This window comes from Alkanindiges illinoisensis (assembly GCF_004377485.1).
GTDB classification, from domain to species: domain Bacteria; phylum Pseudomonadota; class Gammaproteobacteria; order Pseudomonadales; family Moraxellaceae; genus Alkanindiges; species Alkanindiges illinoisensis_A.
In genome coordinates this window covers 140750-151384 of the sequence record NZ_SNTY01000047.1, presented here as the reverse complement: position 1 = coordinate 151384, position 10635 = coordinate 140750, and the positions used below count along the sequence as shown (strand labels likewise).

14 protein-coding genes are annotated in these 10635 nt (G+C 47.4%); 4 read left to right on the top strand and 10 right to left on the bottom strand.

Going from position 1 to position 10635, the window contains the following annotated elements; all coding sequences use genetic code 11:
- Window positions 1–103 precede the first annotated feature (103 nt).
- Window positions 104–574 (top strand): transposase family protein, encoded by a 471-nt coding sequence (locus tag E2B99_RS11010; RefSeq protein ID WP_134244982.1) that lies wholly within the window; start codon window positions 104–106, stop codon window positions 572–574.
- 132 nt (window positions 575–706) lie between these two features.
- On the opposite strand, the gene E2B99_RS11005 is transcribed toward E2B99_RS11010, so the two are convergent.
- Genes E2B99_RS11005 through E2B99_RS10995 form a run of 3 tightly spaced genes read right to left on the bottom strand, consistent with a single transcriptional unit; the run spans window position 707 to window position 2510 of the window.
- Entirely contained in the window at window positions 707–1120 is a 414-nt protein-coding gene (locus E2B99_RS11005) for an ExbD/TolR family protein (RefSeq protein ID WP_134244981.1), read from the bottom strand.
- On the bottom strand, window positions 1121–1747 hold the full coding sequence (locus tag E2B99_RS11000; protein ID WP_134244980.1) for a MotA/TolQ/ExbB proton channel family protein: 627 nt from the start codon (window positions 1745–1747) through the stop codon (window positions 1121–1123).
- A gap of 13 nt (window positions 1748–1760) precedes the next feature.
- Window positions 1761–2510 (bottom strand): energy transducer TonB, encoded by a 750-nt coding sequence (locus E2B99_RS10995; RefSeq protein ID WP_134244979.1) that lies wholly within the window; start codon window positions 2508–2510, stop codon window positions 1761–1763.
- A 373-nt stretch (window positions 2511–2883) separates the two neighbouring features.
- Here E2B99_RS10995 and E2B99_RS10990 point away from each other — a divergent pair, with 373 nt between their 5' ends.
- The 3 genes from E2B99_RS10990 (at window position 2884) to E2B99_RS10980 (ending at window position 5290) form a co-directional block, all read left to right on the top strand.
- The gene (locus E2B99_RS10990; RefSeq protein ID WP_134244978.1) at window positions 2884–3810 is read left to right on the top strand and encodes a patatin-like phospholipase family protein; all 927 of its coding nucleotides are present in this window, start codon (window positions 2884–2886) and stop codon (window positions 3808–3810) included.
- A 140-nt stretch (window positions 3811–3950) separates the two neighbouring features.
- A complete protein-coding gene (locus E2B99_RS10985; RefSeq protein WP_134244977.1) occupies window positions 3951–4421 on the top strand; it encodes an NfeD family protein in 471 nt (156 codons plus the stop codon).
- A gap of 17 nt (window positions 4422–4438) precedes the next feature.
- A complete protein-coding gene (locus E2B99_RS10980; protein ID WP_134244998.1) occupies window positions 4439–5290 on the top strand; it encodes an SPFH domain-containing protein in 852 nt (283 codons plus the stop codon).
- Window positions 5291–5386: 96 nt separating this feature from the next.
- Here the strand turns inward: E2B99_RS10980 and E2B99_RS10975 are convergent, their stop codons facing one another.
- From E2B99_RS10975 to panB, 7 genes are all read right to left on the bottom strand, one after another.
- Window positions 5387–6316: a polyprenyl synthetase family protein gene (locus E2B99_RS10975; RefSeq protein ID WP_134244976.1), complete on the bottom strand. Its 930-nt coding sequence runs from the start codon at window positions 6314–6316 to the stop codon at window positions 5387–5389.
- A gap of 163 nt (window positions 6317–6479) precedes the next feature.
- On the bottom strand, window positions 6480–6824 hold the full coding sequence (locus E2B99_RS10970) for a zinc ribbon domain-containing protein YjdM (protein ID WP_134244975.1): 345 nt from the start codon (window positions 6822–6824) through the stop codon (window positions 6480–6482).
- 131 nt (window positions 6825–6955) lie between these two features.
- On the bottom strand, window positions 6956–7501 hold the full coding sequence (gene yjgA / locus E2B99_RS10965) for a ribosome biogenesis factor YjgA (protein ID WP_134244974.1): 546 nt from the start codon (window positions 7499–7501) through the stop codon (window positions 6956–6958).
- A 3-nt stretch (window positions 7502–7504) separates the two neighbouring features.
- Entirely contained in the window at window positions 7505–7774 is a 270-nt protein-coding gene (locus tag E2B99_RS10960) for an HPr family phosphocarrier protein (protein ID WP_026471437.1), read from the bottom strand.
- Window positions 7771–8622, bottom strand: coding sequence for an RNase adapter RapZ (rapZ, locus tag E2B99_RS10955; protein WP_026471438.1), 852 nt, complete (start codon window positions 8620–8622; stop codon window positions 7771–7773). The genes E2B99_RS10960 and rapZ overlap by 4 nt, the downstream gene beginning before the upstream one ends.
- Window positions 8623–8748: 126 nt before the next feature.
- Window positions 8749–9597 (bottom strand): pantoate--beta-alanine ligase, encoded by an 849-nt coding sequence (gene panC / locus E2B99_RS10950; protein WP_134244973.1) that lies wholly within the window; start codon window positions 9595–9597, stop codon window positions 8749–8751.
- Between the two features lie 137 nt (window positions 9598–9734).
- Complete coding sequence (gene panB, locus E2B99_RS10945) at window positions 9735–10541, bottom strand: 3-methyl-2-oxobutanoate hydroxymethyltransferase (RefSeq protein WP_134244972.1); 807 nt, start codon at window positions 10539–10541, stop codon at window positions 9735–9737.
- Window positions 10542–10635: the final 94 nt, after the last annotated feature.

The window sequence follows — 10635 nt, the reverse complement described above, 5'->3', positions numbered from 1 at the left end:
ATTGTCCGTCATGTTGAAGACTGCCTGATTCGGTCCAATCTGTTTAATTTACCCAAAGATTTACCCGAGGGCGAAGGCATCGACTGGAATGTTGTGATCGTGGATGCCACGGAAATTCCAATCCAAAGGCCTAAAAAAACAGAAGAAAAGCTATAGCGGCAAGAAAAAGACCCATACCTTTAAAGTACAGGCCATGATTCACTACAAAACTCAGCAAATTCTGAGTTTATGTACCAGTCGCGGTGCAGTGCATGATTTCGAGTTGTTCAAACGCAATTTAAACCAGATTCCTTTTGGGGCTTTTATCCTTGCAGATAAAGGCTATCAGGGGATTTATGTGTTGTATCCGAATAGCCTGTTGCCATTAAAAGCCAAAAGACACTGTAAATTGGATCCTGAATTGAAAATCTATAATCAAGAAATCAATAAAAGAAGAATAGGGATTGAGCATGTATTTGGCAGCCTGAAAACCTTCAAAATCTTTGCTGAGCGTTATCGAAATAGAGGTAAAAGGCTTGGTTTGAGATTCAATTTAATCGCTGGAATCTACAACTTGGAACTGAGCAAAAAATGATTTATGAAAGAGGTCTATTTATTAATTATTTGCCAAAAAATTAAATCACTTAAAAAGACGCGGCCTAGACCCTATGTTCAGGCCACGTTTTGCAAACAGATGCTGTTAGTTTTTAGGTTACTTTGACAGCTATCAGGATGCAGGCGCTTCACTGACAAACGCCAGATCACTTAAACCAGCCTTGCTGGCACGTGCCATGACTTGTGCCACCGTGTCATAACGGGCATCTTTATCAGCACGGATTTGCAATGATGGCTTTTTGGCCTGCTGGGCTGCCCCATTCATTCGTTCGGCCAGTTGATCAAGACTAACTGCATCCTGATTCCAGTATACCTGCCCTTGTGCATTAATATTGACCGATACAATTTCCGGCGGTTGCGGCGGTGTTGATGCATCAGTTTTGGGCAGTGTCAGCGGAATACTGGGATTCATGACAGTGGCCGTTACCAGAAAGATAATCATCAGCACCAGCATAATATCAATCAGGGGAATGAGGTTCATCTCATTCATGCCCTGTTCGTTTTCTTCTCCCAGATTAAAGGACATTTAGGCCTGCCCTCCAACCAGTGAGCTGGCTGTTGCTTTATGTGCCTGAGTCGCTTCCTGAGTGGTTGCACCGGGCAACAGGTTTTCGATTAGTACGCTATGCGCCTTGTCATGCAGCTCATGCGTTAGGACACGGTTCATGCGGGTGCAAATGTTATAGGCCAGTACCGCAGGAATTGCCACGGCCAAACCAAGGCCTGTCATAATCAATGATTCACCTACAGGCGCAGCAACCTGTGCCAACCCGGCTTGTCCACTGTTACCAATCGCCACCAGCGCGTGAAAAATGCCCCAGACTGTACCAAACAAGCCCACAAATGGTGCAATTGAAGCAATGGTGCCCAGCACTGGCAAACCACGCTCAATATCAACCCGGCTACGGGCCATTTGCTGTAACAAAGCCTGCTCGGCCACTACTTTGCGCTGTTCGGTACTTAATGCAGAAAATCTGCCTTTCAGGTCATCAACTGATTGGGTCAATGCACGCACTGCGGTGTTTTTGGCTTGACGGGTTGCCATCACACGTAGGATAAAAATGCACCACGTTGCAATCGACATGGCCAGTAAAACAAAGTACAGGGTCTTACTGATGGCATCGGCATGTTGCCAGTAGATTGAAAAATTCATGAGCGGGTGCTCCTTAATTAGAAGGGGGCTTAAAATCAAAAACCTGATAGTTGATAGCAACTACTGGTACACCGTTTTCTCTAGATGGCGTAAATAAAGCACGCTTCATTTCACGGATTACTCTTTTATCAACAGTAGAATTGCCACAAGAATTAATTAACTCTACATTTTCAACTTTACCAGTCGTGCCTATCCAAATTTTTACTTTTACTGGTCCAGTTATCCTGCGATATTCACTCTCAGTAAGAGAAAGGTTTGGCCTACGAATATAACTTACGCCATCAACTACCTTGGGTTCAGATGATACTGCGGGTTGCGGCTTAGGTTCTGGCTTGGCAACCGGTTGTGGCACAGGTGCTGGCTCGGGAACCACAGGCTTTACCGGTTCGGGTAAAGGCTCAGGCTGCGGTGCAATCACTGGCTGTGGCCGCTCGGAAACAGTCGGGGTTGCCAGCACTGGCTTGGGTTTGGGCAAGGGTTTAGGCTGCTGCTTAACCACCTTGACTTCTTTGGGCTTTGGCTTGGGTTCCGGCTTGGGCGGTTTTGGCTCAGGCGGCTTGGGTTTTGGCTGTTCAAGCTGGATAAAACGAACTTCCACCGGTTTTGGCGTTTCAGGCATTTTAAGCGTGATAGGCTTCATGGTCGCTAGCGCAGCCAATACGGCCACATGCGCCAGCAGTACCACAGCAATTGTTCCCCATGCACGGGGCTTGGTGCTGTTTTGCTTTGCTGGTGTTGTGTCTGCCTGAATCATTGCAGTCATAAACAATTACTCATCCGCGAGGACTTTTCAATAAAACGTGCCTGATGTACACCATCCCTTGACTATATTGCCTAGTTGCAATACCGAGCTACCTGCTCCCCTGCACAGTTTGCAGGTTTTGTGAAGTGGTATAATAAATGAGAAGTGTTTTCATTTGCAATGCTGTTTGGTAAAAGTTTTTTTCAACCACTGCTTTTATGATAGGTAGCCGGACTTTTTAGGATATAGAAGGCAAGATAAATGGGTTATTTAAAGCTTGTCAAAATAACGGTAATCATGAAGATAAAGCAGGTATCAAATGACAAAATTGCGCTTGTCTTTATGCAATAGGCTTTTATGATATCGGCTTTATTTTAAGCACCTGTTTGCACTTATGCTGTCTTTAAATTCCTATTTGAATCGTTTTTTTCTGTTGATATTAAGCTGTGTCGTATTGGCTGGCTGCGATAAAAGCAGCAAAACAGTGACCCCTACTACCCCAGTGGTTAAAGTACGCGAACCTGTGATTGCGCTGGCGCTAGGCGGTGGTGGTGCCAAGGGTTTTGCTCATATTGGTGCCATTAAGGTACTGGAATCGCATGGCATTAAGCCAAAAATTGTGACCGGAACCAGTGCAGGCAGTTTTGTGGGCAGCCTGTATGCCAGTGGCAAGACCCCTTTTCAGCTACAGGAGCTGGCATTACAGCTTGAAGAAGCCGACATCCGTGATTTGACTATTAGCAAACAAGGCTTTATTACTGGCCAGAAACTTCAGGATTATGTCAATAAAAATGTGGGCAACCGCCCCATCCAGCAATTCCCGATCCGCTTTGCAGCAATTGCCACCCAACTGGATAATGGACAAAAGGTCGCATTCAACCGGGGTAATGCAGGTCAAGCAGTACGTGCCTCTTGCAGTATTCCCAACGTATTTGTGCCTGCCACGATTGCTGGCAAACGTTATGTGGATGGTGGGCTGGTTAGTCCAATTCCAGTACAAACAGCCCGCGACATGGGCGCTGATATTGTCATTGCCATTGATATTTCAGCCCGTCCCAAAGCGGGCCAATCGACTAACTTATGGGGCTTGCTGGATCAAACCCTGAATATTATGGGTCAGCAAAGCATTAATCAGGAACTGGCACAAGCCGATGTGGTGATTAAGCCTGCGGTGGGCAATCTGGGCGTGATGGACTTGAAATCCCGTCATCAAAGCATTCTGGAAGGTGAACGGGCAGCACAGGCACAACTGGCGGCCATTGACCTGAAAATCCAGCAGTTCAAGCAGTCTGCCCGTGCCCGGCAAACTATCACCCGCTAGGTTTTTAAGCAGTAATTTCAATAAAAATAAAAGATTAAGCCAGACTGCTTTTTTAACTTATTTTATCGTATAGCCGCCCAAACAATGGCGGCTTGCGGTATGATCAAAATAATAAGGTAAACAGCAGGCAGGAGAAAACCATGGATTTGATCCTTCAACCCTGGCACTGGATGGTTTTGGGACTCGCCTTAATTATCTTTGAAATTTTTCTTCCTTCATTTACCGCACTCTGGTTTGGTGTGGCAGCCTGTGTGGTAGCCGTACTGCTCTGGATATTTCCGGGCCTAGGCACCGAAGTCCAGTTGATAAGCTGGATTCTTCTGTCAATTGGTTTTACGGTACTGTGGTTCAGGTTTCTTAAACCCTTATCACGCGATAAAACCAAGGCTGGCCTTGCCCGTGAAGCGATGCTGGGGCAAGTGGGTATCATTATTGCTGTGCCGCTGGTTGAACATACCGGTGTGGTGCGTTTTGCCATTCCGCTGCTAGGGGCTGATGAATGGCGCTGCCGCTCGCAACAGGAACTGGCTGTGGGAGATCGGGTTACGGTGGTTGAAATACTGGGTAATGAACTGGTCGTTACCAAAAATCAGGCTTTTGTAAAGGGTTAATAACAAGGAGAATAATGATGTCAGGCAGTTTTATAGTGGTGCTGGTGCTGCTGGTATTTGTCGCAGTGACCATTGCCAAAGGGGTACGACTGGTGCCGCAAGGCAATAAATGGATTGTACAGCGGCTGGGTAAATATCATGGCACGCTGAATCCAGGACTTAACTTTGTGATTCCTTATGTGGATGAAGTGGCCTATAAAGTCACCACCAAGGATATTGTGCTGGATATTCCCTCGCAGGAAGTCATTACCCGTGATAATGCGGTGCTGATCATGAATGCCGTGGCATACATCAATCTGGTGACCCCGGAAAAAGCCGTATATGGCATTGAAAACTATACTTGGGCAATTCAAAATCTGGTACAGACCTCACTGCGCTCCATCGTGGGTGAAATGGATCTGGATGATGCCCTGTCTTCACGCGATCACATTAAAGCCAAGTTGAAAACTGCGATTTCTGATGATATTTCGGACTGGGGCATTATGCTTAAAACTGTGGAAATTCAGGATATCCGCCCATCCTCGACCATGCAGCAGGCGATGGAAGCCCAAGCTGCGGCAGAACGCCAGCGCCGTGCTACTGTGACCCGCGCCGATGGTGAAAAACAGGCTGCCATTCTGGAAGCGGAAGGTCGTCTTGAAGCCTCGCGCCGGGATGCTGAGGCGCAGGTGGTATTGGCCAAGGCCAGTCAGGAAGCCATTGATCTGGTGTCATCAGCAATTGGCGAAAAAGAACTGCCAGTAACCTATATTCTGGGTGAGCAATATGTCAAAGCCATGCAGGAAATTTCCAAATCGCCAAATAGTAAAACCGTGGTATTGCCTGCCGACTTGCTGAATACCTTACGCGGCTTTATTGGCAAACCCTGATTTTCTATTTTATAGTTCAAAGCAAATAGGACGACAAAAAAAACTACCTGTGTCAGGTAGTTTTTTTATGGGTTTTAGCAAGGTTACAACAGGTGATTATTGCTCACGGTTAAGTAAAAAACGGGCAATTCCTTCCAACGGTTCTATGTCCTTGGCGCTATAAGGCAAGCTCTTTAAAGCAATAAAGGCGCGCTGGTGTAAATCCTGTGCCAATGCAGTGGCTTTATCCAGTCCAATAATAGATGGGTAAGTGGCTTTCTGGTTACGCTGGTCAAGGCCAGCCGTTTTGCCCAATGCTTCTGTACTGGCAGTCACATCCAGAATGTCATCCTGCACCTGATAGGCTAGCCCTAAAAACCCGCCAAATTCGATCAGTTGGCTATACAAAGAATCGCGCATTTCAATGCCAACACTAAGTGCGCCCATACCAATGGCAGCCTGAATGAGCGCACCAGTTTTGTTCAGGTGAATGGTTTCCAGATCCAGTTCGCTAATGGTTTTGTTTTCTGCACTTAAATCCAGAATCTGACCCTGTACCATGCGGTTTGCCGCTTGTGCCAGCACATACGATTGCTGGCCGCTCACTGCCATGTCACGTGGAGTTTTCTCAATATCCTGTGAGAAATAATTACTATTGAGTACTTCAAAGGCCATGGTTTGCAGCACATCCCCTGCCAGCAAGGCTGTCGCTTCACCAAACACCTTATGACAAGTGGGCTGACCACGACGCAACTCATCATCATCCATACACGGCAAGTCATCATGCACCAGTGAATAGCAATGAATCAGCTCTACTGCTACCGCTGCACGTCGTGCTGCAACATTAAGAATGGGTTCATGCATGATGGCAGTGGCATACGTGAGCGCAGGGCGAATCCGTTTGCCGCCCAGCATGACCGCATGGTGTACGGCTTCTTTAAGCGGTGATGGCAATAATTGCTGATCCAGAACAGTCTGCAAATCCAGTTGGATGCGATCACGGGCTGCCGTTAAACTGTCTTGTTCTTCAGTGGTTAGCGTTACCATGGAATTTCTCACGTATCATTTTATGTTTTAACTGATTGTGCCTTAACTAAAATAACAATCTGTATTTGTTGTGTTTTTGCATGCAGCATTTTTGAAGAAGACCCATTTGTTAACTTATTCCGGCGTCAGGCTCATCAAAGCAGACAGCCGGAACCAAAAGCCATCAGGCCTTTTTAACAAATTCGGACTTTAGCTTCATGGCGCCAATGCCATCAATCTTGCAGTCTATATCATGACCATCACTTGCATCCGGTAGCAAGCGAATATTCTTAACCTTGGTGCCAACCTTCACCACCAGCGATGAGCCTTTAACTTTCAGGTCTTTAATGACAGTTACAGTATCGCCATCACTCAGTAGATTACCATTGGCATCTTTAATCGGTAGAACTTCATCAGCAGTGGCTGTATCAGTGGCGCTCCACTCATGGGCACATTCAGGGCAAATCAGTTGGCTTCCATCTTCATAAGTATAAATGGACTGGCATTGGGGACAGGCAGGTAAGCTCATACGATATTCCCTAAAAAATTTAAGGGATTATACGAGATTTATGCAACTAAGGCCTGCTTCATCAGTACAAAAATGGACAACCCTTTCAAGTCGTACAAATGAAAAATGCAGTCCATTGTTTTTTGGAGGCTTTATTTGCTTTCATCAGATAGCAGGGCAACCTGCTGGACATAATTAAGCAGTTTTTGCCGTGATTGCTGCTGAGTACTTTCATCACTATTCTGGGTTATATCACGCTGTAAACGCAGGATATGCTGACGCAGAGTATGCCGTTCTGCAGCATGATACTGGCGCACAAAATCGTTAACGGCCTGATCACCCTGTTCCAGCAAGCGGTCAATCCAGCGCATTAGTTGTGCCTGTTTTTTGGCACCCTGCCGTGGTGATAGCGCTGCCATGAGCACACTTTCGTCTTCATTGCGCAATAGCTTGCCAATGCGCTGAAAATGTCGTCGCCGCGCCTCGAAGGATGTAATCTGCCCTAACTGTAGCAGGGCATCTTTTAATGCCTCATCAATGGGCAGTTTCTTAATCTGGTTGGCAGACAAAGTTGCCAGTTGCTCGCCCAAGGCAGCAAAACGCTGTACGGCTTTTTTCTGCTCGGTCTTGCTGGGCCTGCCATCAAGAGCTTCCCATTCTTCTTCAATGGTCTTGCGTGATGCATTTTTGTAGGGCATGGGCTATTCTGCCTCCATAAAACGGGCGGCAAACAAGTCACGAATCGCCTCAAAGGCTTTGTCTTCATCTGGACCGTTAATCACTAAACGTAAGGTGCTTCCCTTACCTGCACCCAGCATGAGTAATGACATGATATTTTTGGCATCAATCAGGTTATTGCCACGACCCAGCTGGATATCGGAACGATAGCGGGTGGTGACTTCAATCAGGCGCCCCGAGGCGCGTGCATGTAAACCTAGTTTGTTAATGACATCTATGGTGGTATCTATCATGACCAGTGCTTCATTTCTCGATGCAAGGTTTGGGTAGGCCATTGTAGCTTAAGCGCGTCGCTGAGTCTGTTTACCAGATAAACAGACCGGTGCTGTCCGCCTGTGCAGCCAATGGCAACGGTCAGGTAATGTCGATGGCTTTCGGCAAATACCGGCATCCATTTGCTTAGAAATTGATAAATGTCATCAAACATTCCATTTACATTTTTATCAGAACCTAAAAAATCTTGCACGTCTTTATCAAGGCCTGTTTTGGGACGCAGTGCGGCTTGCCAGTGCGGATTTGGTAAATGGCGCACATCAAAGACAAAATCAGCGTCCAGTGGAATCCCATGCTTGTAGCCAAATGATTGCAAAATCAGAATCATCTGGTCGCCCTGACCCATTTTGACGGTCAGGGTTTGTTTCAACTCATGCACATTCAGGCTGCTGGTATCCAGTGTCAGGGTAGCGCGGTTGGCAACCGGTGCCAGCAGGGCTTCCTCGGCAACCAATGCTTCCTGCAAGGTGCTATAGCGATCAGCCAGCGGATGACGGCGACGGGTTGCGCCAAAACGTGCCAGCAGCACATCATCACGTGCATTTAAAAACAGTACCTCAACTTCGCCATGTGCTTTAAGCTGCTCTAAAATGGATTCAAATTCCATCAGGTCAGAGCGCGGCGTACGTACATCTACGCCCAGCGCAAGCATATCCAGGTGGTTTTCCTGATCCAGCTTGGCCACAATTTCCGGCAACAGGGATAATGGCAAATTATCAATACTGTAATAGCCAATATCTTCCAGAATGTGCAGCGCAGAACTTTTCCCTGAACCGGAACGCCCGGATACAATAAGTAGTCTTTTCACCCTTCCCCCTGATACTTAAACAACTGATATTTCACTATTTGCAGGCAAGGTCTATCTAACTACGAAACTATGCGCACAGTATGTAGATTCAGTGTTTAGATTCAGTGTGTGGTTTCGGTTATTGATTTAGTGAATACCCTTAATATGCAGGTTATCAATCAGGCGCGTACTGCCCAGCTTGGCGGCTGCCAGAATGACCATATCCTGCTGGCTGTCAGTTACCGGTTTCAGGTCGGGCGTACGGGCTTCCAGATAGTCCACTACAAAACCCTTGCTTGCCAGATAGTCACGACCACGCTGCAAAATGGCATCCAAGTCAGTTTGTCCCGATTTAATGTCCTGCTCCACCATTTTCAGGGTCTGATAAATCTGGATAGCCGTTTGTTTTTCCTCAGAAGACAGATAGCCGTTACGCGAACTCAAGGCCAGGCCATTTTCGTCACGCACAATCGGCACGCCAATAATATCAATGGAAAAACACAGATCCGTGGTGAGATGACGAATAACTGCCAGTTGCTGCCAGTCCTTTTCACCAAAAAATGCAGCATTGGGCTGTACCATGTTAAACAGCTTGGTGACTACCGTGGCTACACCGGTAAAATGTCCGGGACGGCTTTTGCCACATAAGTCATTGGCAATATCATCAACCTGTACGGTGGTCAGCTGTGGCTTGTTGCCGTACACCTGCTGCACACTGGGCGCAAAAATCATATCGCAGCCCGCATCAGCCAGTAACTGGCTATCCGCTTCCAGCGTGCGTGGATATTTTTCAAAGTCCTCACCTGCCCCAAACTGGGTAGGATTGACAAAAATACTGACCACCACCACATCGCAGTATTTTTTGGCTTCCCGAACCAGGGCAATATGACCCTGATGCAGATTACCCATGGTGGGCACAAAACCAATGCTCTTGCGAGCCAGACGTACCGGACTTAGCGCAGCCTGTAGGCCTTGCAGGGTTACTTCAGTTCTCATTTTTTATAACTCTGTCACTTTTTGGCTAATTTTGATGGCGATGTATAAACAAAGGCTTGTTAAGGGTTCGAATCCTATTTCGGTGTTGCCGTCAGGTTAATTTGCTTTAATTCTGGAAATCCACCGACGGCTTAAATTTATAGTTCAATCTGAAAGGTATGCTCAGGCGCTGGATAGGTTCCTTCGCGAACCGCCTGATGGTAGCTTTTAAAGGCCTCAACAATTGGGTTTTCGCCCTGCTGATCTTGTAAAAAGTTGCGTACAAAACGCGCTGATTTGCCAAAGGTCAGACCCAGCATGTCCTGCATCACCAGTACCTGGCCATCGCAATGCAAACCCGCACCAATACCAATGACGGGTACTCCAAAACGTGCTTGTACTTCCTGAGCCGCCTGAACCGGAACGCATTCTAGCAATAGCATGACAGCGCCCGCCTCTACCACGGCTTCGCAATCGGCCAGCAGCTGGTCGGCAGCACTACGGGTTTTGGCCTGTACCTTGTAACCGCCAAACACATTGACAGATTGCGGTGTTAACCCCAGATGCACACAGGTTGGCACCCCGCCCTGCGCCAGTACCCGCACGGTATCAGCCAGCCATGCACCGCCTTCAATCTTGATCATTTGTGCCCCGGCCTGCATCACCTGACGTGCCGAATCAATGGCTTCGGGCAAGGTGCTATAACTCATAAACGGCAGGTCGGCAATAATCAGGGCGTGCTGGTTGCCGCGACGCACGGCACGGGTATGGTAGGCCATATCCTGTACTGTAACCGGCAGCGTGGAGTCATGGCCCTGAATGGTCATTCCCAGTGAATCACCAATCAGGATGGTATCAATCTGCGCCACTTCCATTGCCTTGGCCATGGTTGCGTCATAGCAGGTCAGGCAGGAAAACCGGGTACCTTCTGCCTTATACTGTTGCAATTTGCTTAGACTAATCATGAGATGTTCTCCGTGGCCAGATAGGAAAATAACCGCATATGACTGCCATGCTGCGGTAACGGTGGCTCAGCTTAACGGCTGATGGTTGAGGATG

What these genes read in the sequence shown, in the direction of transcription:
- E2B99_RS11010 (WP_134244982.1), top strand. Translation starts at nt 104, where the DNA reads ATGCCACGGAAATTCCAATCCAAAGGCCTAAAAAAACAGAAGAAAAGC.
- E2B99_RS11005 (WP_134244981.1), bottom strand. Translation starts at nt 1,120, where the DNA reads ATGTCCTTTAATCTGGGAGAAGAAAACGAACAGGGCATGAATGAGATG.
- E2B99_RS11000 (WP_134244980.1), bottom strand. Translation starts at nt 1,747, where the DNA reads ATGAATTTTTCAATCTACTGGCAACATGCCGATGCCATCAGTAAGACC.
- E2B99_RS10995 (WP_134244979.1), bottom strand. Translation starts at nt 2,510, where the DNA reads ATGACTGCAATGATTCAGGCAGACACAACACCAGCAAAGCAAAACAGC.
- E2B99_RS10990 (WP_134244978.1), top strand. Translation starts at nt 2,884, where the DNA reads ATGCTGTCTTTAAATTCCTATTTGAATCGTTTTTTTCTGTTGATATTA.
- E2B99_RS10985 (WP_134244977.1), top strand. Translation starts at nt 3,951, where the DNA reads ATGGATTTGATCCTTCAACCCTGGCACTGGATGGTTTTGGGACTCGCC.
- E2B99_RS10980 (WP_134244998.1), top strand. Translation starts at nt 4,439, where the DNA reads ATGTCAGGCAGTTTTATAGTGGTGCTGGTGCTGCTGGTATTTGTCGCA.
- E2B99_RS10975 (WP_134244976.1), bottom strand. Translation starts at nt 6,316, where the DNA reads ATGGTAACGCTAACCACTGAAGAACAAGACAGTTTAACGGCAGCCCGT.
- E2B99_RS10970 (WP_134244975.1), bottom strand. Translation starts at nt 6,824, where the DNA reads ATGAGCTTACCTGCCTGTCCCCAATGCCAGTCCATTTATACTTATGAA.
- yjgA (WP_134244974.1), bottom strand. Translation starts at nt 7,501, where the DNA reads ATGCCCTACAAAAATGCATCACGCAAGACCATTGAAGAAGAATGGGAA.
- E2B99_RS10960 (WP_026471437.1), bottom strand. Translation starts at nt 7,774, where the DNA reads ATGATAGATACCACCATAGATGTCATTAACAAACTAGGTTTACATGCA.
- panC (WP_134244973.1), bottom strand. Translation starts at nt 9,597, where the DNA reads ATGAGAACTGAAGTAACCCTGCAAGGCCTACAGGCTGCGCTAAGTCCG.
- panB (WP_134244972.1), bottom strand. Translation starts at nt 10,541, where the DNA reads ATGATTAGTCTAAGCAAATTGCAACAGTATAAGGCAGAAGGTACCCGG.